Annotated in this window: 25 protein-coding genes; 16 read left to right on the top strand and 9 right to left on the bottom strand. The window is 66.9% G+C overall.

The features are described 5' to 3' along the window. The first annotated feature begins 96 nt into the window (after positions 1–96). The 3 genes from EPD66_RS13645 (at position 97) to hslU (ending at position 3,488) form a co-directional block, all read left to right on the top strand. On the top strand, positions 97–1,446 hold the full coding sequence (locus tag EPD66_RS13645; RefSeq protein ID WP_142849065.1) for a S1C family serine protease: 1,350 nt from the start codon (positions 97–99) through the stop codon (positions 1,444–1,446). A 183-nt stretch (positions 1,447–1,629) separates the two neighbouring features. Next, a complete protein-coding gene (gene hslV / locus EPD66_RS13640) occupies positions 1,630–2,178 on the top strand; it encodes an ATP-dependent protease subunit HslV (RefSeq protein WP_142849064.1) in 549 nt (182 codons plus the stop codon). Further along, positions 2,175–3,488 (top strand): ATP-dependent protease ATPase subunit HslU, encoded by a 1,314-nt coding sequence (hslU, locus tag EPD66_RS13635; RefSeq protein ID WP_142849063.1) that lies wholly within the window; start codon positions 2,175–2,177, stop codon positions 3,486–3,488. Before hslV ends, hslU begins: the two co-directional genes overlap by 4 nt. A gap of 230 nt (positions 3,489–3,718) precedes the next feature. Here the strand turns inward: hslU and gshB are convergent, their stop codons facing one another. From gshB to rsmI, 5 genes are read right to left on the bottom strand one after another with little or no spacing between them, the layout of a single operon-like run. Continuing rightward, a complete protein-coding gene (gene gshB / locus EPD66_RS13630) occupies positions 3,719–4,681 on the bottom strand; it encodes a glutathione synthase (protein WP_142849062.1) in 963 nt (320 codons plus the stop codon). Positions 4,682–4,698: 17 nt separating this feature from the next. After that, the gene (locus EPD66_RS13625; RefSeq protein ID WP_142849061.1) at positions 4,699–5,532 is read right to left on the bottom strand and encodes a SirB1 family protein; all 834 of its coding nucleotides are present in this window, start codon (positions 5,530–5,532) and stop codon (positions 4,699–4,701) included. A gap of 9 nt (positions 5,533–5,541) precedes the next feature. Beyond that, on the bottom strand, positions 5,542–6,144 hold the full coding sequence (locus tag EPD66_RS13620; protein ID WP_255448489.1) for a BON domain-containing protein: 603 nt from the start codon (positions 6,142–6,144) through the stop codon (positions 5,542–5,544). A gap of 55 nt (positions 6,145–6,199) precedes the next feature. Then, positions 6,200–6,562, bottom strand: a complete 363-nt coding sequence (locus EPD66_RS13615; protein WP_142849059.1) for a YraN family protein — start codon at positions 6,560–6,562, stop codon at positions 6,200–6,202. Further along, complete coding sequence (gene rsmI, locus EPD66_RS13610; protein WP_142849058.1) at positions 6,559–7,506, bottom strand: 16S rRNA (cytidine(1402)-2'-O)-methyltransferase; 948 nt, start codon at positions 7,504–7,506, stop codon at positions 6,559–6,561. The genes EPD66_RS13615 and rsmI overlap by 4 nt, the downstream gene beginning before the upstream one ends. On the opposite strand from rsmI, the gene EPD66_RS13605 reads away from it, so the two are divergent. Next, positions 7,461–8,699 carry a penicillin-binding protein activator gene (locus tag EPD66_RS13605; RefSeq protein WP_255448488.1) on the top strand — a complete coding sequence of 413 codons (1,239 nt, stop codon included), beginning with the start codon at positions 7,461–7,463 and terminating at the stop codon, positions 8,697–8,699. The two genes, rsmI and EPD66_RS13605, sit on opposite strands and share 46 nt — an antisense overlap. Positions 8,700–8,854: 155 nt before the next feature. On the opposite strand, the gene EPD66_RS13600 is transcribed toward EPD66_RS13605, so the two are convergent. After that, positions 8,855–9,418, bottom strand: a complete 564-nt coding sequence (locus EPD66_RS13600) for an RNA methyltransferase (RefSeq protein WP_142849056.1) — start codon at positions 9,416–9,418, stop codon at positions 8,855–8,857. Positions 9,419–9,506: 88 nt separating this feature from the next. Here EPD66_RS13600 and EPD66_RS13595 point away from each other — a divergent pair, with 88 nt between their 5' ends. Both EPD66_RS13595 and EPD66_RS13590 read left to right on the top strand, forming a co-directional pair. Continuing rightward, the gene (locus tag EPD66_RS13595) at positions 9,507–10,490 is read left to right on the top strand and encodes an NADPH:quinone oxidoreductase family protein (protein WP_142849055.1); all 984 of its coding nucleotides are present in this window, start codon (positions 9,507–9,509) and stop codon (positions 10,488–10,490) included. Positions 10,491–10,494: 4 nt separating this feature from the next. Further along, entirely contained in the window at positions 10,495–10,929 is a 435-nt protein-coding gene (locus EPD66_RS13590; protein ID WP_142849054.1) for a cytochrome c, read from the top strand. Between the two features lie 167 nt (positions 10,930–11,096). Here EPD66_RS13590 and EPD66_RS13585 read toward each other — a convergent pair whose 3' ends face one another. Then, positions 11,097–12,116: an NAD(P)/FAD-dependent oxidoreductase gene (locus EPD66_RS13585; protein WP_142849053.1), complete on the bottom strand. Its 1,020-nt coding sequence runs from the start codon at positions 12,114–12,116 to the stop codon at positions 11,097–11,099. A gap of 128 nt (positions 12,117–12,244) precedes the next feature. On the opposite strand from EPD66_RS13585, the gene tsaE reads away from it, so the two are divergent. The 10 genes from tsaE (at position 12,245) to EPD66_RS13535 (ending at position 24,485) form a co-directional block, all read left to right on the top strand. Continuing rightward, positions 12,245–12,721: a tRNA (adenosine(37)-N6)-threonylcarbamoyltransferase complex ATPase subunit type 1 TsaE gene (gene tsaE, locus EPD66_RS13580; RefSeq protein WP_142849052.1), complete on the top strand. Its 477-nt coding sequence runs from the start codon at positions 12,245–12,247 to the stop codon at positions 12,719–12,721. Beyond that, entirely contained in the window at positions 12,714–13,709 is a 996-nt protein-coding gene (locus EPD66_RS13575; RefSeq protein ID WP_142849051.1) for an aminoglycoside phosphotransferase family protein, read from the top strand. The genes tsaE and EPD66_RS13575 overlap by 8 nt, the downstream gene beginning before the upstream one ends. Continuing rightward, on the top strand, positions 13,706–14,419 hold the full coding sequence (locus EPD66_RS13570; protein WP_142849050.1) for a nucleotidyltransferase family protein: 714 nt from the start codon (positions 13,706–13,708) through the stop codon (positions 14,417–14,419). Before EPD66_RS13575 ends, EPD66_RS13570 begins: the two co-directional genes overlap by 4 nt. A gap of 156 nt (positions 14,420–14,575) precedes the next feature. After that, the gene (gene addB, locus EPD66_RS13565; RefSeq protein ID WP_142849049.1) at positions 14,576–17,521 is read left to right on the top strand and encodes a double-strand break repair protein AddB; all 2,946 of its coding nucleotides are present in this window, start codon (positions 14,576–14,578) and stop codon (positions 17,519–17,521) included. A gap of 85 nt (positions 17,522–17,606) precedes the next feature. Then, the gene (locus EPD66_RS13560; RefSeq protein ID WP_185961412.1) at positions 17,607–18,749 is read left to right on the top strand and encodes a Fic family protein; all 1,143 of its coding nucleotides are present in this window, start codon (positions 17,607–17,609) and stop codon (positions 18,747–18,749) included. A 94-nt stretch (positions 18,750–18,843) separates the two neighbouring features. Continuing rightward, complete coding sequence (trpB, locus tag EPD66_RS13555) at positions 18,844–20,055, top strand: tryptophan synthase subunit beta (RefSeq protein WP_142849047.1); 1,212 nt, start codon at positions 18,844–18,846, stop codon at positions 20,053–20,055. Beyond that, positions 20,052–20,897 (top strand): tryptophan synthase subunit alpha, encoded by an 846-nt coding sequence (gene trpA / locus EPD66_RS13550; protein ID WP_255448487.1) that lies wholly within the window; start codon positions 20,052–20,054, stop codon positions 20,895–20,897. Before trpB ends, trpA begins: the two co-directional genes overlap by 4 nt. 11 nt (positions 20,898–20,908) lie before the next feature. Continuing rightward, the gene (gene accD / locus EPD66_RS13545; RefSeq protein ID WP_142849046.1) at positions 20,909–21,829 is read left to right on the top strand and encodes an acetyl-CoA carboxylase, carboxyltransferase subunit beta; all 921 of its coding nucleotides are present in this window, start codon (positions 20,909–20,911) and stop codon (positions 21,827–21,829) included. Next, complete coding sequence (locus EPD66_RS13540; RefSeq protein WP_142849045.1) at positions 21,816–23,087, top strand: folylpolyglutamate synthase/dihydrofolate synthase family protein; 1,272 nt, start codon at positions 21,816–21,818, stop codon at positions 23,085–23,087. Before accD ends, EPD66_RS13540 begins: the two co-directional genes overlap by 14 nt. Positions 23,088–23,306: 219 nt before the next feature. Next, positions 23,307–24,485: a hypothetical protein gene (locus EPD66_RS13535; RefSeq protein ID WP_142849044.1), complete on the top strand. Its 1,179-nt coding sequence runs from the start codon at positions 23,307–23,309 to the stop codon at positions 24,483–24,485. 1 nt (position 24,486) lies between these two features. On the opposite strand, the gene EPD66_RS13530 is transcribed toward EPD66_RS13535, so the two are convergent. Both EPD66_RS13530 and trxA read right to left on the bottom strand, forming a co-directional pair. Continuing rightward, positions 24,487–24,957, bottom strand: a complete 471-nt coding sequence (locus tag EPD66_RS13530; protein WP_255448486.1) for a DUF411 domain-containing protein — start codon at positions 24,955–24,957, stop codon at positions 24,487–24,489. Between the two features lie 163 nt (positions 24,958–25,120). After that, positions 25,121–25,435 carry a thioredoxin TrxA gene (gene trxA / locus EPD66_RS13525; protein WP_142849043.1) on the bottom strand — a complete coding sequence of 105 codons (315 nt, stop codon included), beginning with the start codon at positions 25,433–25,435 and terminating at the stop codon, positions 25,121–25,123. Between the last annotated feature and the right edge of the window lie 130 nt (positions 25,436–25,565).

The following is a 25,565-nucleotide window of genomic DNA, read 5'->3' as shown; positions in this document are numbered from 1 at the left end:
TTTATCACCAGCCCCCGTTTCCCCGGCTTGCCCTATGCGCGAATAACGATAGAATTCTCGCGCTAATGTAGTGCGCAGCTGCAAAAAGGGGGAAAGATGCCACAGCCGTTCCGGGCCTTGCGCCTGATCCTGCCGACAGCGGCGGTGCTGGTCATTGCCGCCTGCCAGGGCACCCCCGTCCATCAGGCCGAACAGCGGCCGGTCGTCACCCTGTCGCCCGAGGCGCAGCCCCAGCCCATCCGCTATCTGCGCACGGTCTTCGACATCAAGCGCGGCACCACGCTGGGCGGCTTCAAATTCGTCCCCCTGTCCTGCGACGCCTCCATAGGGCAGGTAAGCTGGGGCAGCGGGCGGCTGACCGATTCCTCGGTCGAACTGGCCGATCTCTTCCACGAAGCCCTGACCGGGGCCGGCTACGACGTGGTCGGCGACCCCAGGCAGATCTTCGAGCAGCGCCGCGATGCCGGGCGCGCCGTCTACAGCGTCGGCGGGCGCGTCTCCGAGATCCAGTTCAATCTCTGCCGCGACGTGGACTGGTTCTGGGGCACGCGCACCGGCACCATCAGCGGCGACGGTTTCCTGCGCGTGACCTGGCAGGTCTACGACAATCTCAACCGCGAAATCATCTACGAGACCACGACCGAGGGCAGTTTCTCGACCTCTTCCGGTTCGGTCGACGGCGAAGCGGTGATCCTGGGCGGCGCCTTCGCCGCGGCCGCCGCCAATCTGGCCGCCGATGCGGGCTTCCGCCGCCTGGTCACCAGCGGCCAGCCCGCCCCCGGCCTGCACCGTGACGGCGGCGCCGATCTGCTTCCCGTGGCGGTGCGTGCCTATGACGGCCCGGCCATGCGGCTGGATCGCGTGCCCGCCTATACCGCGCCCATCGCCGCCCATATGGACCAGGTCCGCGCCGCCACCGTGACGGTCATCACGCCCGACGGCCATGGCTCGGGCTTCTTCATCTCGCCCAAGGGCTATCTGCTGACCAACGCCCATGTCACCGGCGGCGCCCGGCTGGTGAAGGTTCGCCTGCTGTCTGGCCGTGAGGTGGTGGCCGAAGTGCTGCGCGTCAACGAAATGCGCGACGTCGCCCTGCTGCTGGTCGAGGAAAGCCACTACCCGGCCCTGCCGGTCCGCGACCGCATGGCCCAGCTGGGCGAGGATGTGCTGGCGATCGGGGCCCCGACCTCCCCAGCCCTGTCCCATACCCTGACCAAGGGCGTCGTCAGCAGCATCCGCCGCCAGCCCCGCACCGGGCTGGACCTGATCCAGAGCGACGTCACCATCCATGGCGGCAATAGCGGCGGTCCGCTGCTGGACGGCCAGGGCAATCTGGTCGGCATGGCGGTGGCGGGCTATCTGGGCGAAAGCGGCGACACCATGGGCCTGAACCTGTTCATCCCCATCCATGACGCCCTGGAAAAACTGAACCTCCGCCTGGACTGAACGGGGAAAAGAAGCCGCTTCCTGGACTGCCCGGTTTCACGCGCTATATCTTGGGTTCAAGCCATCCCCCGCAGACTTGACCGCTGCTGCCGAGTCACGACATCTTCGGGGGTCCTGGGCCAACCGGAGACCCTTCACGTAAACGTCGCCCGGCGGGCCCCTACGTCAGTTTCGCGGGGAATCATGTCACAGGACAGCAGCCAGCTTTGGCATGGCACCACCATCCTTTGCGTCCGCAAGGGCGGCAAGGTGGTGATCGCCGGTGACGGTCAGGTCAGCCTGGGCCAAACGGTCATCAAGTCGAACGCGCGCAAGGTGCGCCGCCTCGGTGACGGCAGCGTGATCGGCGGCTTCGCCGGCGCCACCGCCGACGCCTTCACCCTGTTCGAGCGCCTGGAAGCCAAGCTGGAGCAATATCCCGGCCAGCTCACCCGCGCCTGCGTCGAACTCGCCAAGGACTGGCGCACCGACCGCTACCTGCGCCGCCTGGAAGCCATGATGGCGGTGGCCGATGCTTCCGTCTCGCTGGTCCTGACCGGCACCGGCGACGTGCTGGAGCCCGAAGACGGCGTCATCGGCATCGGTTCGGGCGGCAATTACGCCTTGGCCGCCGCCCGCGCCCTGATGACGGTCGAGGACCTGGACGCCGAGACCGTGGCCCGCCGCGCCATGAAGATCGCCGCAGAAATCTGCGTCTACACCAATCACAACGTCGTCGTGGAAAGCCTATGACCGCCTTCAGCCCGCGCGAGATCGTCTCGGAACTCGACCGCTACATCGTCGGCCAGAACGACGCCAAGCGCGCCGTCGCCATCGCCCTGCGCAACCGCTGGCGCCGCCAGCAATTGCCCGAGGCCCTGCGCGAAGAGGTCCTGCCCAAGAACATCCTGATGATCGGCCCGACCGGCGTCGGCAAGACCGAGATCGCCCGCCGCCTCGCCCGCCTGGCCCAGGCGCCCTTCATCAAGGTCGAAGCGACCAAGTTCACCGAGGTCGGCTATGTCGGCCGCGACGTCGAGCAGATCGTCCGCGACCTGCTGGAAGCGGCCATCGGCATGACCCGCGAGAAGCTGCGCAAGCAGGTGGTCGCCAAGGCCGAACTGGCCGCCGAAGAGCGCGTGCTGAACGCCCTGGTGGGCGAGACCGCCAGCGCCGAGACGCGCCAGAAATTCCGCAAGATGCTGCGTGAAGGCCAGCTCGATGACAAGGAGATCGAGGTCCAGGTCGCCGACAACAGCGGCATGGGGCTGCCCACATTCGACATTCCCGGCATGCCGGGCACGCAGATGGGCATGGTCAATCTGGGCGACATCTTCGGCAAGGCCTTCGGCGGCCGCACCAAGGCCCGCCGCATGACCGTGGCCGAATCCCATCCCATCCTGGTGCAGGAGGAAAGCGAAGCCCTGCTCGACCAGGAAAAGGTGGTCAAGGAAGCCATCCATTCGGTCGAGAACAGCGGCATCGTCTTCCTGGACGAGATCGACAAGATCTGCGCCCGTGCCGAACGCGGCGGCGGCGGCGACGTGTCGCGCGAAGGCGTGCAGCGCGACCTGCTGCCGCTGATCGAAGGCACCACGGTCGCCACCAAGCACGGCCCGGTGAAGACCGACCACATCCTGTTCATCGCCTCGGGCGCCTTCCATGTCGCCAAGCCGTCGGACCTGCTGCCGGAATTGCAGGGCCGCCTGCCCATCCGCGTGGAATTGAAGGCCCTGTCTCGCGAGGACTTCATCCGCATCCTCACCGAACCGGAAGCCAGCCTGATCAAGCAGTACAAGGCCCTGCTGGCGACCGAGGAAGTGACGCTGGACTTCACCGACGACGCCATCGAGGCCCTGGCCGACCTGGCCGCCGAGATCAATCGCGGGGTGGAGAATATCGGCGCCCGGCGCCTGCACACGGTGATGGAACGGCTGCTGGAAGAGATCAGCTTCACCGCCACCGACCAGTCCGGCACCACCATCACCATCGATGCCGCCATGGTCCGCGACCGCGTCGGCACGCTGGCGAAGAACGCCGACCTGTCGAAGTTCATCCTGTAAGGAAAAAGGGATGCAGGGTCCTGTCCTGCATCCCTTTCTTCATCGTCATGCCCTCGCCACACCCATCCATCGCAGCGGTGACGGATGGGTGTGGGCGAGGCTTCCGGCCCGCCCCGTCCTTCGAGACGCCGCTATGCGGCTCCTCAGGACGAGGCTACTTTCTCATTTTTCAATGACCTAACCTCATGCCGAGAAGGCCCGAAGGGCCGTCTCGAAGCATGGGCCGCCGCTCAGGCCGAGGCGGCATGGCGGGCGGTGACTTTCTCCTCGATGGCATCCCAGACCAGACCGGCGATGTTGCTGCCGTTGAAGCGGTCGATTTCCTGGATGCCGGTGGGCGAGGTAACGTTGATTTCGGTCAGGTAGTCGCCGATCACGTCGATACCGACGAACAGCAGGCCGCGTTCCGAGAGGGTCGGCCCGATAGCTTCGCAGATTTCCTCTTCACGCGGGGTCAGCGCCGTCTTTTCGGGCCTGCCGCCGACATGCATGTTCGAGCGGGATTCGCCCTGGGCGGGGACGCGGTTGACCGCCCCGGCCACCTTGCCGTCCACCAGGATGATGCGCTTGTCGCCCTGGCGTACCTCGGGCAGATAGCGCTGGACGATGATCGGCTCGCGGTAGAGCTGGGTGAACAATTCCAGCAGGGAATTGAGGTTATCGTCCTCGGGCTTGATGTGGAACACCCCTGCCCCGCCATTACCGAACAGCGGCTTGACGATGATATCCTTGTGCTCGGCCCGGAAGTCGAGGATTTCCTGGCGATCGCTGGTGATCAGGGTCGGCGGCATCAGCGTCGGGAAATGGGTGACCAGCAGCTTTTCGGGAGCATTGCGCACCTGCACCGGATCGTTGACCACCAGGGTCTGCGGATGGACATGCTCCAGCAGATGGGTGGCGGTGATATAGGCCATGTCGAAGGGCGGGTCCTGGCGCATCAGCACCACGTCCATGGTCGCCAAGTCCAGCATCTCGGGCGCGCCCAGCGTGGCGTGATTGCCCTTCTCGCGCCGCACCGACAGGGCGCGGGCACGGGCCATCACCCGGCCGTTGCGGAAGCTTAAGGACTGCGGCAGGTAGTGGAACAGGCCGTGGCCCCGCTTCTGCGCTTCCAATGCCAGGGCGAAGGTGCTGTCGGCATTGATATCGATGCTCTCGATGGGGTCCATCTGGATGGCGACGGCCAGGCTCATGAAATCCTCTTTTCTTCTTAGTGCAGTCTTTCGCGCAGATCGCGCAGCAGCATGACGGCGCGGGTGCGCATCGCCCCGTTGGGCGCGCGGGCGACGAATTGCTCCAGCGCCGCGATGGCGGCGCGGGTATTGCCCAGGCGCACATGGATCATGCCCGCCTCGCGCCACAGCAGCAACTCCTCCGGTGCGAAGAGCAGCATTTCCTCGACGATCTCCAGCGCCTCTTCCAAACGGCCGCCGCGCAGCAGGCGCAGCTTGTTGTTGTTTTGCAGGCGCAGCAGGATGTCGCGGTTGCCCACCGGGGCGTAATGGGCCGGTTCCAGCTCGGCCGCCGTACCGGCGAAGGTCTTCAGCAATTCGCGCAAGCCCGCGGCATCGACCAGCCGCCCGGCATGGAAGGGGTCGATGATGACGCGCCGGCCGCTATCGTCCTCGATCCGCAGCAGGAAATGGGCGGGGAAGGACAGTCCTTCAATGCTCCATCCCTGGCTGCGTCCGGCATGAATCCACAGGATGCCCAAGGCCACCGGCAACCCCCGGCGCCGCTCGATCACGCGGATCAGGTTGCCGTTGTCGAGATTGTCGTAATCCTCGTCATCGCCGGCATAGCCCCAGCGCACCGCCAGCACTTCCGTCAAGGCGGCGGCCTTTTCCTCGGGCTGCACGGCCTCGGCCGCCAATCCGGCCAGATCGGCCACGATCTCGTCGAGATGGGTATAGGCCTCTTCCAGCCTCGGGGTTTCCAGATGCAGGGCGGCCAGGGTCAGGGCGACCCCGGCCAGATCGATCCGCTCGTCCTCCAGCGTCGCCAGCCGGGCGAGTTCCTCGCGCAACGCGTCCTTTTCCGCCATTACACGGAATCAGCGCTGGAAGCGGGCTGGGTCGTCACGCAATACGACATGGGATACCACCTGTCGGACGTTGGGGATGCTGCGAGCATGGCCGATGACGCGGTCAAGCTCCTCCTGGTCCTGTGCCAGTCCCATGATATAGACAACGCCGTTGACCGTATCGACGCTGTAATTGACGTTACGGATGGCACTATCCGTCAGCAGACGGGTACGCAACCGATTGGCGATGATGCTGTCGCGGCCCATGTCCATCAGGCCCGACGTCTCGCCGACCTGGATCTCGTTCAGCACCTCGCGCACGCCATTGGCCTGCCAGGCCAGGCGCACCGCATCGACGCGGTCCTCCGGCGTCGGCACCTGCCCGGTCAGCAGAACGCGGCCTTCGGTGATGCGCAGATCCACCTTGCGGAAGATCTCCTCGCTATGCTGGAACCACAGATGGTTGATTTCGGCGCGGATGCGCGTGTCATCCACGGCCCCCGAGAAACCCCGTTCCTGAACGGCGGCGACGCCCGCCGTGGCACCCGCGCCGACGACCACGGGAACGCAAGCGGTCGAAAGGGCAACAAGGCCGCAGGCGGCCAAGGCGGGAAGAAGGCGGCAGATGGTCACGATGGTCCTCATCCTCATGGATAATGGGATTGGCTATAAGTTTACCCCCGCCGCCTCATGGCCGCCAAGCGTCGATCAGATGACAGGGCAGCGCGGCGGGGGTAACCAGAATCACGTCGAAGCGTGGCGTCAATGTGGCCAGATGAGGATGTGCCGCAAGAAAAGCTTCGGCCGCCCGGAGGATGCGGGCGCGCTGGCGCGGAGAGACCGCCTCGGCGGCGGCGGCGCGGTCGGCGCGGGCCTTGACCTCGACGAAGGCCAGCACCCTGCCCCGCCGGGCGACGATATCCACCTCGCCCGCCCCGGTGCCGCGCCCGGTCCTGTGGCCCCGCGCCAGAATCCGCCAGCCCTTCAGCCGCAGCAGCCAGACGGCAAGCGTTTCGGCCCGCCGCCCCCGGCGCTGCGCCTCGCCCGTCATTTCCGCTCTTTCGCCAGTTCCAGGGCGCGGGCGTAGATTTCCCGGCGCGGCCGTCCGGTGGCGGCGGCCACGGTGGCGGCGGCATCGCGCACCGAGGCATCGGCCAGGGCATCGCGCAGCAGGGCATCCACGTCCTCGGCCGAAGCGGCCTCGGCCTCGCCCGGCGGCCCGACCACCACCACCACCTCGCCCTTGGGACCGCCTGCCTCGGCATAATGGGCGGCCAGCGTCGGCAGGGGCGCCCGGCGCACCTCCTCGAACAGCTTGGTCAGTTCGCGCGCCACGGCGGCATCGCGTCCGCCCAGGACGGCCGCCATGTCCTCCAGGCTTTCGGCAAGGCGATGGGGGCTTTCGAAGAAGATCAGCGTCGCCGGAACCCCCGCCAGCTCGGCCAGCACCGTGCGGCGGGCCGAGGATTTGTTGGGCAGGAAGCCCGCGAACAGGAAACGGTCGCTGGGCAGGCCGGACAATTGCAGCGCCGTCAGCGGCGCCGAGGGGCCGGGCAGCGAGGTGACGGGGATTCCTTCCTCCACGCAGGCGCGCACCAGCCGGAAGCCCGGGTCCGAAACCAGCGGTGTTCCGGCGTCGGAAACCAGCGCCACGGCAAGACCCGCCCGCAGCTTCTCCAGCAGGGCCGGACCGGCGCGGTCGGCATTGTGGTCGTGATAGGCGAAAAGCGGCGCCTTCAGTCCCAGCAGGCCCAGCAATTTGGCGGTAACCCTGGTGTCTTCGCAGGCCACCAGATCCGCGCCGGCCAACACATCCAGCGCCCGTAAGGTGATGTCGCGGATATTTCCGATGGGAGTAGCGACCAGATAGAGACCGGCGGCAGGTTTACTTCCGGCCGTTCCACCGTTACTCTGCGCCTCTCCCGGAACTGTCGTATCGGAGGATGCGCTTGCGCCGTCTCGCCGCTCGTTTTCGTCGCCTGTCCGTCCTGCCATTGCTTGGAGCCCTGCTGCTTGTCGGCGGTTGCGGGACCACTGACTTACCACCCATCCTCGGCGGAACCAATAGGGCTGCGCCCGTCGCCGAAGCGCCGCCGGCCCAGGCCGCGCCGCAGGAGCAGGTGATCATCTCGCCCGAGATGGCGGTTCCGCTCCAGGAAGGCCGCCCGGTGCGTGCGGCCCTGCTGCTGCCGCTGTCCGGCCCCTCGGCGGGCGTCGGCACCGCCATGCTGAACGCGGCGCAGCTGGCGCTGTTCGACACCGCGCCGGAAAACTTCACCCTACTGCCGCTGGATACGCGCGGCACGCCCGACGGTGCCGCCGCGGCCGCGCGCCACGCCGTGTCCGAGGGCGTGGACGTGATCCTCGGCCCGCTCTTTTCCGGCGACGTCAAGGCCACCGGCCCGATCGCCCGCCAGGCCAACCTGAACGTGGTGTCCTTCTCGACCGACCGCACGGCGGCGTCGCAGGGGGTCTTCGTGCTGGGCTTCCTGCCCGGCCCGCAGGTCGAGCGCGTCGTCTCCTACGCCCGCAGCCAGGGCATGAGCCGCTTCGGCGCGCTGCTGCCCAATACCGAATATGGCCGCGCCGTCTCGCAGGCCATGCAGGAAACCCTGAGGCGTGGCGGCGGCACCCTCGTGGCAACGGAATTCTACGACCCCAACGCCAACGACCTGGGCCAGCCGGTGCGCGCCATCGCCGCCCAGGCCGATAGCCTGGATGCCATCCTGCTGCCCGACGAAGGCCTGCGCCTGCGTGCCCTGGCCTCGCAGCTGGCGGTCGCCGGAGTGGACACGACGCGGGTCAAGCTGCTGGGCACCATGCTGTGGGACGATCCACGCCTGGGCCAGGAACCGGCCCTGGTCGGCGCCTGGTATCCCCTGCCACCCTCGGCCCAGTTCATGGAATTCCAGAGCCGCTACGCCCAGTCCTTCGGCTCGCGTCCGCCGCGCATCGCCAGCCTGGCCTATGACGCCACGGCGTTGGCCGCCGTGCTGGCCCGCCGCCCCAATCCGGACTTCTCCACCGCCAGCCTGACCAATCCCAGCGGCTTTGCCGGCATCGACGGCATCTTCCGCCTGCTGCCCAACGGCACCGCCGAACGCGGCTTCGCCGTTCTGGAAGTCACCCGCGCCGGCCCGCGCGAAATCTCGCCCGCGCCGCAGACCTTCGAGCGGCCGGTGTTCTAGCAGGGCTCCGTCCTGCACCCGCCAAGAGGCACGCCTCTTGGAACTTATTGATTTAGCACGTCATTCCCGCGCAAGCGGGAATCCATGCCACCGCAGCGTCTTTTGGGACCGACATGGACTCCCGCTTACGCGGGAGTGACGGCAGCCTTACCCCCTTACTCCTCCGGCGGCTCCATGCGGAAGCGGGCCAGATTTTCCGGGTTGCGGAAGATCGGCGTGCCGAAAGTGTGCTGGCGGGCTTCGGGCTTTTCGCCGGGCTTGGCGGCGCGGTCGGGGAAGCGGCCGAAGCTGAGCAGGCGGTCATACATCACCAGCGCCCCGGCCAGGGCGACATTGAGGCAGAAGCGCGTGGGAATCTTCACCATGAAGTCGCAGCGTTCCTGCAAGGCCGGGGTCAGCGATCCCCGCTCGCGGCCCAGCACATAGGCGGCGTTATAGGGATGGCGGAAGACCGGCAGGTCGATGGCCTCGTCGGTCAGTTCCACCCCCACCAGCTTGCAGCCCTGAGGCAGCATCAGGGCGGTGGCGTCGGGGAAGGCGTAGAAGGGCAATTGCCGGGTGGTATCGGAGGTATCGGTACGTTTTCCCTGCATGCGGGAATAATCGGTACCGATGGTGAAGACGAAACTGGCCTGGAAGGCATGAGCGGTGCGGAACAGGCTGCCGACATTGGCGATCTTGCTGATCCCTTCCACGCCGATACCGTAGAAACCCCGCATCCCCAATTCCGACACGCCGTCACCTCTTCACTCCGTCGATCAGGAACGGCATGATGACCATTTACGTTCCCCGTTCAAGGAGAACCGCATGCGCGCCGTGATCTGCCGCGATTTGTCCGGCCCTTCCGCCCTGGTGCTCGAAGACCTGCCGCGCCCCGAACCTGGCGAGGGCGAAGTGCTGATCCGCGTCCATGCGGCAGGGGTGAACTTTGCCGACAGCCTGGTCACGGCGGGCAAATACCAGGAAAAGCACCAGCCGCCTTTCACGCCGGGCTTCGAAGCCGCCGGCATCATCGAGGCGGTCGGGCCCGGCGTCGCCTCCTGCCGTCCCGGCGAACGGGTGATGGCGACGCTGAGCAAGGGCGGCTTCGCCGATTATGCCATCGCCCGGGCCAGCGACGTCCATGCCATCCCCGATAGGATGGATTTCGTCACCGCCGCCGGTTTTCCCATCGCCTGGGGGACCTCGCATTACGGGCTGGTCCATCGCTGCGGCTTGAAAGCGGGCGAGGTACTGCTGGTCCATGGCGCGGCGGGCGGTGTCGGCCTGACCGCCGTCGAAGTGGGCGCGGCCCTGGGCGCCACCGTCATCGCCACGGCGGGCGGCCCGGAAAAGCTGGCCGTCGCCCAGGCCCATGGCGCCACCCATCTGATCGACTACAAGAGCGAGGACATCCGCGAACGGGTCAAGGAGATCACCGGCGGACGCGGGGCCGATGTGGTCTACGACCCGGTGGGCGGAAACGTCTTCGACGCCTCCTTGCGCTGCACCGCGCCCAACGGCCGTATCCTGGTGGTCGGCTTCGCGGGCGGCAACGTGCCGCAGATCCCGGCCAATATCCTGCTGGTCAAGAATATCACCGTCATCGGCTATTATTGGGGCGCCTACCGCCAGCTCGATCCCGAGGGCATGCGGGCCTCGTTCCGGCAATTGATGGAATGGTACGAACAAGGGCGCCTGAAGCCTCTGGTTTCGGCCAGCTTCGACCTTGCCGACACCCCGGCGGCCATAGAAAGCCTGCTGTCCCGCAAATCCACCGGCAAGGTCGTCATCACCACCGGGGCCGTTTGAGGTGATGCGCTGGGTCAATGGACGGACCGTCCTGGTGCTGTCCTCCATCGTCGCGGTGCTGTCGATCTTCGCCCGTTATCTGCCCCAGGGCGAAGAAGCGCCTTCGCTGGCCCAGGGCCAAGCCGTCTACCAGGAGCATTGCGCCGCCTGCCACGGCGCCGACCTGGAAGGCCAGCCCGACTGGCGCAGCCGCCGCGCCGATGGCCGCCTGCCCGCCCCGCCCCATGACGAGAGCGGCCATACTTGGCACCATTCCGACGAGGAATTGTTCGCCATCACCAAATACGGCATCCAGCATTTCGCCGGGCCGGATTACCCCACCGACATGCCCGCCTTCGGCGACATCCTGTCGGACGAGGAAATCCGCGCGGTGCTGGCCTATATCAAGTCCACCTGGCCGCCCCATATCCAGGCGCAGCAGGAACGGCGCAACCGATAGGACGGGGCCGAAGCCCCCTTCAGACTGCTGACAGGCCCATCCCTTTTTCGTCATTCCCGCGAAAGCGGGAATCCATTCCATATGCCCCGCCATGGCCCCCCGCTTGCGCGGGGGTGACGGATTGCAAGGGTGGAAGCGGCCTTCTCGGGGGCCGAAGCCCCCCTTGATCAGGCCTGCGGTACGCCGCTGGTGGTAGAATATTCGAAATGCAGCGCCTCGCCGGGATGCACCACCTCGCGGGCGGCATGGGCGGCGCTGGCGGCTTCGGCGAACCCGCAAAGGATCAGCTTCAGCTTGCCGGGATAGGTGGCGATATCGCCGATGGCGAAGACGCCTTCCGCCGAGGTCTTGCAGCCATTGGGGTCGATGGCGATATGGGCGCGGTCCATGTCCAGCCCCCATTCGGCGATGGGGCCGAGATTCATCGACAGGCCGAAGAAGGGCAGCAGGGCGTCCGCCTCCAGCCGCTTCACCGCGCCGTCCAGCGTCGCCACATTCACCGCCGAAAGCTGGCCGTCTTCCCCTTCCAGGCTGTGAAGCTGGTAGGGAACGACCATCTCGATCCGGCCCTCCTTGGCCATCTGCTCCAGCCGCGCCTGGCTTTCCGGGGCGCAGCGGAACTTGGGACGGCGATGGACGACCATCACCTTCTCGGCCACTTCGGCCAGCGAGATCGCCCAATCCACCGCGGAATCGCCGCCGCCTGCGATGACCACACGCTTGCCGCGGAAGTCCTCGCGCTTGCGCACCATGTAGAAGATGCTCTTGCCTTCATAGGCGTCCAGCCCTTCCAGCGGCGGACGGTTGGGGCCGAAGGCGCCGACACCGGCGGCGATGATGACCACCGGGGCGATGATCGCGGTTGCATCGGTCAATTCGACACGCCATTTGCCGTCTTCCGTGCGTTCCAGCTTCTCGACGCGCTGGCCCAGGTGATAGACCGGCGCGAAGGGCTTGGCCTGTTCCTCGAGCTGCGCGACCAGGTCGGCGGCCAGGATCTTGGGATGGCCGGGAATGTCGTAGATCGGCTTTTCGGGATAGAGCGCGCTGCATTGGCCGCCCACCATGTCCAGCGCATCCACCACATGGCAGCGCAGGCGCACCATGCCGCATTCGAAGACGGCGAAAAGACCGACGGGGCCGGCGCCGACGATGATGGCATCGGTGATATGGGGGGTCTGGGACATGGCTGGCTTACTCCTTGCGGCGGATCAGGGGCGATTAATACCGGCTGGCGTCCGTGAATCAAGAGAAGCATCATTCGGGCCTTTCCGGCGTTGTTGCACCGCCGCAGTGGCAAGGATAAAAACATACTATGGATACAGACCCTTTCACCCTCGTCCTTGCCGACGAGGCCGCGACCGCCAGCCTGGCGGCACGCTTGGCTGCCTGCGTGCGGCCGGGCGATGTCATCGCCTTGCGCGGCGACCTCGGCATGGGCAAGACTGCCTTTGCGCGTGCCTTCGTCCGCTCGCTGGCCGGGGCCGGGGAAGACGTGCCCAGCCCGACCTTCACCCTGGTCCAGGTCTATGACACCGAGGCCGGGACGATCTGGCATTTCGACCTCTACCGCCTGGAAAGCCCGGACGACGCCTGGGAACTGGACATCGAGGACGCGTTCGCGGACGGAATCAGCCTGATCGAATGGCCCGACCGGCTGGGCAACCTTCTGCCCGCCAAGCGGCTGGACATCACCCTCTCCCCCGGAGACGGCCCGACCGTCCGGCAGGCGGAACTGAAGGGCGCGGCGGACTGGCCCGCCCGGCTAAAGGAGCTTCTTGGGCATGACTAGGCGCGACGGCTTGATCGAGGACTTCCTGGCCCGCAGCGGCTGGAACGGGGCGGAACGCGGCAAGCTGGCCGGCGACGCCTCTTTCCGCCGCTATGACCGGCTGGCGCGCAAGGGCGAGCGCGCGGTGCTGATGGATGCGCCGCCGCCGCAGGAAGACGTGCGCCCTTTCCTGGCCATCGCCCGCCACCTAACCGGCCTGGGCTACAGCGCGCCGCGCATCCTGGCGGCCGACGAGGATGCCGGGCTGCTGCTGCTCGAGGACCTGGGCGACGACACCTATACCCGCCTGCTGGCGCGCGGCCATGACGAGAAGGCCCTCTATGCCCTGGCGGTGGACGTCCTGGCCGACCTGCACGGGCGCGGCGGCGCGGCCATCCCGCAGGGGCTGCCGCTCTATGACGAGGACCGCCTGCTCACCGAGGCGCTGCTGCTGACCGACTGGTACATGCCCGCCGTGCTGGGACAAGAGACCGATCCGGCGGCGCGGGAAGAGTATATCGCCCGCTGGCGCCAGGTCCTGCCCCAGGCCCGCCGCGTGCCCGACACCATCGTGCTGCGCGATTTCCATGTCGACAACCTGATGCTGCTCGACCGTCCCGGCCTTGCCGCCTGCGGCCTGCTCGATTTCCAGGATGCCGTGGCCGGTCCCGTCACCTACGACCTGATGAGCCTGCTGGAAGACGCCCGCCGCGACATCGACCCCGCCCTGATCGCCGGAATGAAGGCGCGCTACCTCGCCGCCCTGCCCGCCATCGCGCAGGATGATTTCGAGGCCTCCTGGGCGGTGCTGGCGGCCCAGCGCCATGCCAAGGTCATCGGCATCTTCACCCGCCTCAGCCGCCGCGACGGCAAGCCCCTCTATCTGGGCCATATTCCCCGCGTCTGGCGCCTTTTCGACAACGCCCTGGCCCATCCCGCCCTGGCCCCGGTCGCCGAATGGCTGGAGCGGCACATGCCCCCTCACGCCCGCAAGGTTCCCACTCCATGACGGTTACGCCCAAAGTCGCCATGGCCCTGGCCGCCGGCCTGGGCCAACGCATGCGCCCCCTCACCAACGAAATCCCCAAGCCGCTGATCGAAGTCGCCGGACGCACCATGCTCGACCGCGTCCTCGACCATTTCGGCAATGCCGGGGTCGAGCGCATCGTCGTCAATACCCATTGGAAGGCCGGTAAGATCCACAACCATCTCGGCACCCGGCCCGGGATCGCCTTTTCCAACGAGGAAAGCCTGCTGGAAACCGGCGGCGGCGTGAAGCATGCCCTGCCCCTGCTGGGCGACGACCCTTTCTATGTCGCCAACAGCGACATCATCTGGCTCGACGGCACCACACCGGCCCTGCAGCGCCTGGCCCAGGCCTTCGATCCAGACCGCATGGACGCCCTGCTGCTGATGCAGCGCACCGCCACCGCCAAGGGCTATGAGGGCAAGGGCGACTTCTTTCTCGATCCCTTGGGCGTGCCGCGCCGCCGAGGCGAAAAGGAAGTGGCGCCGCTGCTGTTCGCTGGTGTGCAGATCCTGCATCCGCGCCTGTTCGACGGCGCGCCGGAAGGCCGGTTCTCGCTCAATGTCCTCTACGACCGGGCACTGGAGGCGGGCCGCCTGTTCGGCATCGTCCATGACGGCGACTGGTTCCATGTCGGCACGCCGGACGCCCTGTTCGAAATAGATGCCCTGCTGCGCGCCCGGGAAGGGTAGAAAGGGCTTGCCTCGCGCCTGAGCGCCTGCCCATGCTTTGAGACGCCCCTTTGGGGCTCCTCAGCATAAGGAGGAAGGTATTGGAATAGCCTCATCTTGAAGAGGCCGCTTCAGCGGCCGTCTCGAAAGGTGAGGCGGCCCCAGGAAGGATCGTCCATGTCCCCGACCGTCTATTCCATCCCGCCCGGCCTGCCCTTCGTCGATGAACTGGCGCGGGGCGTGATGGAGCAGGCGGGGCATGATCCCTTGGCGCTGGCCAGCCACCTGATCCTGCTGCCCACCCGCCGCGCCTGCCGTTCGCTGCGCGAAGCCTTCCTGCGCCTGTCCAAGGGCAAGCCGCTGCTGCTGCCGCGCATGCTGCCGCTGGGCGAGGTGGAGGAGGAAGAGCTTGCCATCTCGCTCGCCTCGCTGGAGGTACCGCCCGCCATACCGGGGCTGAAGCGGCAACTGCTGCTGGCCCGCCTGATCATGGCCATGGGCCAGGGACGCGGCGGCAAGCCGCCGGGGCCGGAACAGGCGGCAAGGCTGGCCGGAGAACTCGCCAAGCTGCTCGACCAGGTGCAGACCGAGGATTTGTCCTTCGACCTGCTGGAAAAGCTGGTGCCGGAGAACCTGGCCGAGCATTGGCAGGTCACGCTGAAATTCCTGGAAATCCTGACCCAGAACTGGCCGGTCCTGCTGGAGGCCCATGGCGCGGCCGATCCCAGCACGCGACGCAGCCTGCTTCTCCATGCCCAGGCCGAACGCTGGCGCAAGGAGCCGCCGCATCACCCCGTCATCGCCGCCGGCTCGACCGGCAGCAACCCGGCCGCCGCCGCCTTGCTGGCCGTCATCGCCAACCTGCCGCAAGGGGCCGTGGTGCTGCCCGGCCTGGACCAGCACATGGACCGCACCTCCTGGCAAGCCCTGGACGAGACCCATCCCCAGCACGGCATGAAGCAGCTTCTGGAAAAGCTGGAGATCACGCCCGACCGGGTGCGGCCCTGGAGCAGAACGCCCAATCCCCGCACCGCCCGCGCTTGGCTGATCGCCGAGGCCATGCGCCCCGCCGCCACCACCGATCTGTGGCGCAGCCTGCCCGCCCAGGCCGATGCTGCCGCCATCGAGGGCGTGACGCGGCTGGACTGCCCCGGCCCGCGCGAGGAAGCGGGCGCCATCGCCATGCTGCTGCGCGAGGCCCTGGAAACCGAAGGCCGCACCGCCGCCCTGATCACGCCGGACCGCAACCTCGCCCGCCGCGTCGCCGCCGAACTGGAACGCTGGGACATCGAGGTCGACGATTCCGCAGGCCGTCCGCTGGCCCTGACTCCGCCCGGCGTGTTCCTGCTGCTGGCCGCCGAGATGGTGGCCGAGAATTTCTCGCCGCACGCCACTTTGGCCTGCCTGAAACATCCCCTGGCCGCCGCCGGGCTGCGCCCGGACCAGTGCCGCGCGCTGGTGCGGCGCCTGGAAGTGGTGGTGCTGCGCGGCGCGCGCCCGGCGCCGGGGATCGAAGGGCTGTGCGCGGCCCTGGGCGAGAAGGAAACGGAGCTGAAGGAATGGCTGGGCATCCTGGATCAGGCCGCCCGCCCCTTCGCCGCGCTGATGGACAAGGACATCGTGCCCCTGGCCGATCTGGTCCGCGCCCATATGGAATTCGCCGAAGCCCTTGCCACCGACGACACCCTGCCCGGCCCGACCCGCCTGTGGCGCGGCGAGGCGGGCGAAGTGGCCGCCAATTTCGCCGCCGATCTGGGCGAGGCCGCCGAGGCCATGGGCGAGGTCTGGCCCCGGGCCTATCCCGGCCTGCTCGCCTGCCTGATGGAAGGCGTCGTCGTCCGCCCCGTCTGGGGCCGCCATCCCCGCCTGCATATCTGGGGCTTGCTGGAAGCCCGGCTGCAACATGCCGATCTGATCATCCTGGGCGGGCTGAACGAAGGAAGCTGGCCGCCCGAAGCGGATTCCGATCCCTGGATGAGCCGCCCCATGCGCCGCGATTTCGGCCTGCCCTCGCCCGAGCGCCGGGTCGGCCTCGCCGCCCACGACTTCGTCCAGGCCTTCTGCGCCCCGCGCGTGGTGATGACGCGGGCGATGAAGAACGAAGGCACGCCCACCGTTCCCTCGCGATGGCTGCTGCGGCTGGAAACCGTGATGCGCGCCTGCGGCCTGGAAGAGGCGGCGAAGGGAACCGAATGGCACGCGCCGCATTGGCTGGACTGGCATACCCTGCTGGATGCCCCGGCCAGCCACACTCCGCTGCCGCCGCCCGCCCCGCGCCCGCCCGTCGAGGCCCGCCCGCGCCGCCTGTCGGTGACCCAGATCGAGACCTGGATGCGCGACCCCTACGCCATCTACGCCCGCCATATCCTGGGGCTGGAAGCGCTGGACCCCATCGATGCCGATCCGGGCGCCGCCGATTACGGCAACCTGGTTCACAAGGCGCTGGAAACCTTCACCCGCGACTATCCGGGGCAGTTGCCTGACGATGCCGAGGCCAAGCTGATCGAGACGGGCCGCGCCGTCTTCGCCGAAGCCCTGACCCGGCCCGGCGTCTGGGCCTTCTGGTGGCCGCGCTTCGAGCGCATCGCCAAATGGTTCATCGGCCATGAATACGGCCGCCGCCACGAAATCCAGTCGATCATCTGCGAAAGCGGCGGGCGGCTGGAGATCGATGCCGATTACGCTCCCTTCACCCTGACCGCAAAGGCCGACCGCATCGACCGCATGAAGGACGGCAGCTTAACCATCATCGACTACAAGACCGGCGCCGTGCCCAGCAAGAAGGAAGTCGCCGCCGGCTATGCGCCCCAGCTTCCGCTGGAAGCCGCCATCGCCCAGGCCGGCGGCTTCCGCGACATTCCCGCCGCCCCGGTCTCCCAACTTCTCTACTGGCGCCTGCGCGGCAACGAAGCGGGCGGCGAGGAAAGCAGCGCCGGTGACGACTGCGCCAAGCTGGTGCAGGAAGCCCTGGACGGCCTGCGCGGCCTGGTCCAGGTCTTCGACAATCCCGACACCCCCTACGAAGCCCGCCCCCATCCCGACCGCGCCCCCCGCTACAGCGATTACGGCCACCTCGCCCGCGTCAAGGAATGGGCCAGCCTAGGGGATGACGAAGGAGAATAGTCTCCCCGGCTGCTATCCTCAGCCTTGAAGGAGCGCCCCTTTCATTCTAGCTTTCCACCAGAAAACTTGAATGAAAGGGGTGGGGATGCAAGCTTTCGGCCTCTACGAGACGGATGACCGGGGCCGCTCCTGCTATCGCCCGCCGATACCGGCCTTCCCCAGGATGGATGATGTTTGGGGGCAATACGAACGGGCCCGCAAGGCGGTCGAGGAATTCGACCGCGCCTTGAGTACCTTTCCCGTCCCCGATGTGACCGGCAAGCTGTTCGCCCGGCTGGATGCCGTCCATTCCTCGGGGGCGGAAGGAACGACCACCACCTTTACCGACCTGCTCGAATACCAGACCTCGCTCAGCCGGGCACGGGACCCTGAAGACGCGCGCGCGGTGGCTGCCACCGCCGATGCCTTCGACGCCTTGGCGGAAAGCCCCTCCCTTTCCTTCACGGAAATGGCTTTGGCGATCCATCACCGGCTGTTCCGCAATGCCGCCGATTCCATGGCCGCCGCCGGAGCAGGACGCCTGAAAGCCTATCCCAACGGGACCTATGACCGGGAAAGCCCGGCCGGCACCTTCCACTATACCGCACCGGCCTCCACCGCCGACGCCATGGCCGAATGGGAAAGCTTCACCGCCGCCCGCGACGACCGGCCGGAATTGGTGCGCCAGGCGCTTTCCCACTGGATGTTCGAGCATATCCACCCCGTCCCCGACGGCAATGGCCGTGTCGGCAGATTGCTGGTGCCCCTGGCCCTGCGCCGCAAAAGCACCCTGCATCATGCCTGCGCTTTTCTGGGGGAAGCGGTGCACCTGAACAAGGATATCTATGTGGAGGCCTTGAAGGATGGCCGCCGCAAGGGCGACCTGGGCGCCTGGACCCGCGTCTTCTGCTCGTTGATCGCCCAGACCGCCGCCGCCAATCTCGACCGCCTTCACCAACTGGAACAAGTGTATCAGCACTGGAGAAGCGTGACGAAATCCGCCCGTGCCCACAGCATCGTCCATGCCCTGGTGCCCTGGGTTCTGGTCACTCCGACCTTCACCCTGCGCGATGCCCGCGTGGCGATTGGCAAGGATCTTTCTTTCCAGGCAATGAACACCGCCGTCCGGCGCTTGGAATCTACGGGAATCCTAAAGCAGGTCGAGACATCCACGAAAGAACGCCTGTTCATCGCCCCCGACGTCATCCGCTTGTTCGAGCCTGTGGCCCCCACTCTTCCCCCTTCGTGAAGAAGGCCTATTAAAATCAGAAATCCTTTCGGCTCCCCGGCCTGTTTGTGCTTTATTACCGTCCTTTCAGGTACGAGACCATCTCGGGGCCAGCATGCAGAGTTTGAACACCTACCGCGCCGGACCGGACGAGCGCGGCCATTTCGGCATTTTCGGCGGACGATTCGTCGCGGAAACCCTGATGCCGCTGATCCTGGAGGTCGAAAAGGCCTATAAGGCGGCCAAGGCCGATCCCTCCTTCCAGCAGGAGCTGGATTATTACCTGTCCGATTATGTCGGCCGCCCCAGCCCGCTCTATTATGCCCGCCGCCTGACCGAGTCCCTGGGCGGCGCCAAGATCTATCTGAAGCGCGAAGACCTGAACCATACCGGCGCGCACAAGATCAACAATTGCGTCGGCCAGATCCTGCTGGCCCGCCGCATGGGCAAGAAGCGCATCATCGCCGAGACCGGCGCCGGCCAGCATGGCGTGGCGACGGCCACCGTCTGCGCGCTGTTCGGCCTGGAATGCGTCATCTATATGGGCGCCACCGACATCGAGCGTCAGGCGCCGAACGTCTATCGCATGAAGATGCTGGGCGCGACGGTCAAGCCCGTCACCTCGGGCGCGGGCACCCTGAAGGATGCCATGAACGACGCCCTGCGCGACTGGGTGACGAATGTGGACACCACCTATTACCTGATCGGCACGGTGGCCGGGCCGCATCCCTATCCCGCCATGGTGCGCGACTTCCAATGCGTCATCGGCGAGGAAACGCGCCAGCAGATCATGAAGGCCGAAGGCCGCCTGCCCGACAGCCTGGTCGCCTGCATCGGCGGCGGTTCCAACGCCATGGGCCTGTTCCATCCCTTCCTCGACGATGCCGCCGTGCGCATCATCGGCGTCGAGGCCGCCGGTCACGGCCTCGAGTCCGGCCAGCATGCTGCATCGCTGACCGGCGGGCGCCCCGGCGTGCTGCACGGCAACCGCACCTATCTGCTGCAGGACCAGGACGGCCAGATCGCCGAAGCCCATTCCATCTCGGCGGGCCTGGACTATCCCGGCATCGGGCCGGAACATTCCTGGCTGCACGACATCAAGCGCGTGGAATATGTCTCGGTCACCGATACCGAGGCAGTCGAGGCCTTCGGCATGGTGACCCGCCTGGAAGGCATCATCCCGGCGCTGGAATCCTCGCATGCCATCGCCCATGCCGCCAAGCTCGCCCCGTCCCTGCCCAAGGACCACCTGATGGTCGTCAACCTGTCGGGACGCGGCGACAAGGATCTCGCCACCATCGCCAAGGCCCAGGGAGAGAGCCTGTGAGCGCCCGTAACCTGCAAACCGGCCGCATCGCGCGCCGCTTCAACGCCCTGAAGGCCGAAGGCCGCGCGGGCCTAGTCACCTTCCTGACCGCCTGCGACCCCGATTACGACACCTCGCTCGATGTGCTGAAGGGCCTGCCCGCCGCCGGGGCCGATCTGATCGAGCTGGGCATGCCCTTCACCGATCCCATGGCCGACGGCCCGGCGATCCAGCTCGCCTCGCAGCGCGCTTTGGCCGCCGGCGGCAGCATCGAGCGTTGCCTTAGCGCCGTGCGCAGCTTCCGCGAACAGGAAAGCGAAACGCCGCTGATCCTGATGGGCTATTACAACCCCATCTATGCCTACGGTCCCGAACGCTTCTGCAAGGATGCCGCCGAGGCCGGGGTGGACGGCCTGATCATCGTCGACCTGCCGCCCGAGGAAGCCGAGGAATTGCTGGCTCATGCCCGCCCCGCCGGCATCGACTTCATCGTACTGACCACGCCGACCACGGTGGGCGAGCGCCTGCCCGTCGTGCTGGGCAACGCCTCCGGCTTCGTCTATTACGTCTCCATCGCCGGTATCACCGGTACCGCCTCGGCCCAGATGTCGGCCATCGAGGAAGCGGTGGCCCGGCTGAAGGCGGCCACTGCGTTGCCCGTCGCCGTCGGCTTCGGCATCCGCACGCCGGAACAGGCGGCCGATGTGGCGCGCCATGCCGATGGCGTGGTAGTGGGTTCCGCCCTGGTGCAAGCCTTGGCCGAGTCGCTGGATGGCGAAGGCCGCGCGACCGAGGGCTTGAAGGACAACGTGCTGGGATTGGTGCGTGCGCTGGCGAATGGCGTACGCACGGCCCGCGGCTGAGGAAGAGCAAAATGAACTGGCTGACAAATTCCGTCCTGCCCAAGATTCAAAAGCTGGTGCGCCCGCGCGAGGTGCCCGAGAATCTTTGGCATAAATGCAGCAATTGCGGCCATATGATCTTCCACCGCGATCTGGACGCCAATCTGCGCGTCTGCCAGCATTGCGGCCATCATATGCGCCTGCCGGTCAAGAAGCGCCTGGAGATGCTGTTCGACGGGGGCGAGTACCAGCGCATCGAATTGCCCAAGACTCCCGCCGATCCCTTGCGCTTCCGCGACCAGAAGCGTTACGGCGACCGCATGAAGGACGCCCAGGCCAAGACCGGCGAACAGGACGCCATCATCGTCGCCCATGGCCGCATGGGCGGGCTGAACGTGGTCATCGCTGCCTTCAACTTTGAATTCATGGGCGGCTCGATGGGCATCGCCGTGGGCGAAGGCATCGTCGCCGCCGCCGAACTGGCGGTGTTGCAGGACGCCCCGCTGATCGTCATTCCCGCCTCGGGCGGCGCCCGCATGCAGGAAGGCATCCTGTCGCTGATGCAGATGGCCCGCACCACCGTGGCCGTGGAAAAGGTCAAGGAAAAGGGCCTGCCCTATGTGGTGCTGCTGACCGACCCGACCACCGGCGGCGTCTCGGCCTCTTTCGCCATGCTGGGCGACATCCAGATCGCCGAGCCGGGTTCGGTCATCGGCTTCGCCGGTGCCCGCGTTATCGAAAGCACCATCCGCGAGAAGCTGCCCGAAGGCTTCCAGCGCGCCGAATACCTGCTCGACCACGGCATGGTCGACATGGTGGTGCCGCGCAAGGACCTGCGCGCCACCCTGGTCCGCGTGCTCGACCTGCTGCTGAACCGCAAACCGGCGGGCGAAGTCCTGCCGCTGCCCGAAAAGGCCGACAGCCCGGCCCGGGACGAGAATGTCCAGCCGTGATGTGACCTCGGCCCAGCTTCTCGAGAGGCTGGGCCGGTATCATCCCAAGGTCATCGACCTGTCCCTGGAGCGTGTCGAGCGCCTGCTGAACGCCCTCGACCGCCCCCAGGACAAGCTGCCGCCGGTCATTCACATCGCCGGAACCAACGGCAAGGGCTCGGTCACCGCGATGATGCGGGCCATGCTCGAAGCCGCCGGCCTGCGCGTCCATGTCTATACCTCGCCGCATCTGGTGCGTTTCCACGAACGCATCCGTGTCGCCGGAGAGATCATTTCCGAAGATGCGCTGGTCCAGGTACTGGGAGACTGCGAGCGCGCCAATGACGGCCAGCCCATCACCTTCTTCGAGATCACCACGGCGGCGGCCTTCCTGGCCTTCGCCCGCACGCCCGCCGATGTCTGCCTGCTGGAAACCGGCCTGGGCGGACGGCTGGACGCCACCAACATGGTCGCCAGCCCGGCCCTGACGGTGATCACCCCCATTTCGATGGATCACGAGCAATATCTCGGTGGCGACCTCGCCAGCATCGCCGCCGAGAAGGCCGGGATCCTGAAAGCCGGAATTCCCTGCGTCGTCGCCCGGCAGGAGCCCGAGGCCGCCGCCGTGATCGCCACCCACGCCGAGGAACTGGGCTGCCCGCTCTGGCGCCAGGTCGATGATTTCGGCGCCATGGCCGAGAACGGCGTGATGTATTGGGAAGGCGACGAGATGCTGCGCCTGCCCATTCCCTCGCTGCCCGGCCCCCACCAGATCGACAATGCCGCCGTGGCCGTCGCCGCCATCCGCCTGATGCCGCTGGATGTGCAGGTCCACCATATCGGCCAGGGCCTGACCCGGATCGATTGGCCGGGACGCCTGCAACGTCTGGAAGGCCAAGCTCCCGAGGGCTGGGAAATTTGGCTCGATGCCGGCCACAATCCCGGCGCTGCCCAGGTTCTGGTCGCCCAGGCCGAAAGCTGGCGCGACCGTCCCCTGCATGTGGTGGCCGGAATGCTGAACACCCGCGACCCGCGCCCCTTCGTCGGGCCGGTGGGTCGTCAAGCCGCCTCGCTGCGCGCCATCACCTTCCATCATCCCGATTCCCTGCCCGCCGCCGCCATCGCCCAAGCCGCCCGGGACGAAGGCCTGCAAGCGGCCGAATTTGCCACTTGGCGGGACGCCCTGACCGATATCCTGGCGAAGGAACAGCCGGGCCGCGTCCTGATCTGTGGATCGGTGGCGCTGGTGGGTGAAGTGCTGCGGGATTTGGAAAGATAACTTCCGGGCTGCCGCCCGGACCTGCTTGGGGCCTTGAGGCCCCAAACCCCTCTCTTGTTTCTCGTCACTCCCGCGAAAGCGGGAGTCCATCGGTGGCGGCGGCTGGATTCCGGGTCTGCGCTGCGCTCCGCCCGGAATGACGAAGGAATAAAACCAATGGGGTTTGGGGCCTCAAGGCCCCAAGCAGGCATGGGCGGCAGCCCCCAAGAAGGCCCCCCGATGACCCTGCAATCCTGCCTCGACCACATCTATTCCGGCTATCTGGCCGCCAAGCCCTTGCTGGCGGGCCGTCCCGATTCGGAAACCCGCGACCCAAGGCCGCTGATGGAACTGCTGGCGGAGATGAGGCTGATTCCCCCCGCCGAAAGGGTGATCCGGGTGACCGGCAGCAAGGGCAAGGGCAGCGTCAGCCGTCTGGCGGCGGCGGCGCTGACGGTAGCCGGGGAAGGCCCTGTGGGGCTGGTGGTCTCGCCCGAGGAAGACCATGCGCTGGACCGCATCCGTATCGACGGGCAAGCCATCCCGGAAGAAGACTTCATCGCCGTCCATGCCCGCCTGAAACCGCGCCTGGACGCCCTCGCCGCCAGCCTGAAGCCGGGACGATATCTTTCGCCTTTCGGGCTGTTCCTGGCCGTCGCCCTGGCCTGGTTCAAGGAAAAGGGTGTGCGGCGCTTCGTCATCGAAGGCGGGCGCGGCGTGCGCCATGACGAGACGGGATTGTTTCCTTCCGCCACGTCCATCGTCACCTCGATCCTGCCCGAACATCTGGCCCAGATCGGCCCGACGGAAGAGGACGTGGCGCGCGACAAGCTGTCCATCGCCGCCAACAGCCGCCGCCTGCTGCTGGGACCGCTGGCGGCATCCTGGGCGGACAGGCTGGGGATTCCGGGGGAAAGCATCGCTCAGCCCCCGGCGGAGGCGGCGCCCGCCTGGTACGAACTGGATCGCGCCCTGGCCCAGGCGGCGACGGGCCATCCGGTGCCCCTGGCCCCGGTGCCGTCCTTCGGACGCTGCCTCTGGCGCGGGCGCGAGATCGTCCATGAAGCGGCCATCGCCCCGGCCTCGCTGGACTTCGATTTCCTGGCCCGCCTGAAGGAGACGATGCCGGGCCTGCACGCCTTGGTCTCGCTGCCCGACGACAAGGATGTGACGGGCGTGGTGGCCGCACTGGAAAGCCGAGGCCTGCCGCCCTTCCATGTGGAGCTGACCGGCGAGCGCGGCTTCCTGTCCCACGAAACGGCCAAACGCCTGTGGCCCGAACGCAACAAGGGCGCCGTCCGCTATGACGACGCCCCTGCCCTGGCCGAGATCCTCGACAGCCTGCCGCCCGGCCCGCTCTATCTGGCCGGCACCCAGACCTTCCTGCGGCTGGTGCGCCGGATGATCGCGGCGGACTGACTCAGTATTGGGCGAAGACGCTGGTGCTGCCGTCCAGGCCGATCATCAGCACCTCGAAGGGTTCCTTCACCGCGCTTTCCATGCCGGGCGAACCGAGCGGCATCCCGGGCACGGCGAGGCCGCGGGCCTTGTGCCGTTCGGCCAGCAGGCGCTTCACGTCCTCGGCCGGGACATGCCCCTCGACCACATAGCCGTCAACGACGGCGGTATGGCAGGACGCCACTTCATCCCACAGGCCATGCTGCTTCTTGATCGGCGCCAAGTCTTCGACATCCTTGGCGGTGACCTTGAAGCCGTTGGCTTCCATATGCCTGATCCAATCGCCGCAGCAGCCGCAATAGGGCGACTTGAAGACGGTCACATCCGAGGCAGCGGCCGGGGCCGAGGTGAAGGCATAGCCGCCAAGACCGACGGCACCGAAACCGAGCAGGGCGGAAAAGGCCATCGCCTTGGCCTTGTGGGTTATCTTCATGGGGCAGGCTCCCTCGAATGGAATTTCCGACAGGATATTCCCCTACTTCCGGAAGGGGAAGAGCGCGGAGGGGTAAGGGGGCATATTCTGCCTTTCGGGGAGCCGGAATCAAAAAACCCGCCGGCATTTCTGCCGACGGGTTCCGACGAAAGCGAGAGCCGTCTTAGAGGGAGGATTCCACCCATTCGAACAGCTTGCTCTTGGGCAGGGCGCCGATCTTGGTGGCGGCCACCTGACCGTCCTTGAAGATCATCAGCGTGGGGATGCCGCGCACGCCGTATTTGGCCGGAGTCACCGGATTCTCGTCGATATTGATCTTGGCGACGGTGACGCGATCGCCCAGCTCGGTGGACAGTTCCTCCAGCGCCGGGGCAATCTGGCGGCAAGGGCCGCACCATTCGGCCCAGAAGTCCACCAGGACCGGCCCCGAAGCCTTCAGGACGTCGGCATCGAACGACGCATCGGTGACTTGTTTCATTTCGGCAATCCTGTTCAGCTATTCCTTGGGGTCAAGCCGGCTTGCCCCCGTTCGGGGTCAGACTCTAGGGAGCCCCCCAATCCTAGTCAAGCGGCCAGCCAACCCGGCTAGATATAGGATCCGCCCCATC

The sequence above is a fragment of the Telmatospirillum sp. J64-1 genome (assembly GCF_006980715.1).
In the GTDB taxonomy this organism is placed as follows: Bacteria; Pseudomonadota; Alphaproteobacteria; order Rhodospirillales; family Magnetospirillaceae; genus Oleiliquidispirillum; species Oleiliquidispirillum nitrogeniifigens.
This window is presented reverse-complemented; position numbering and strand designations above follow the sequence as displayed.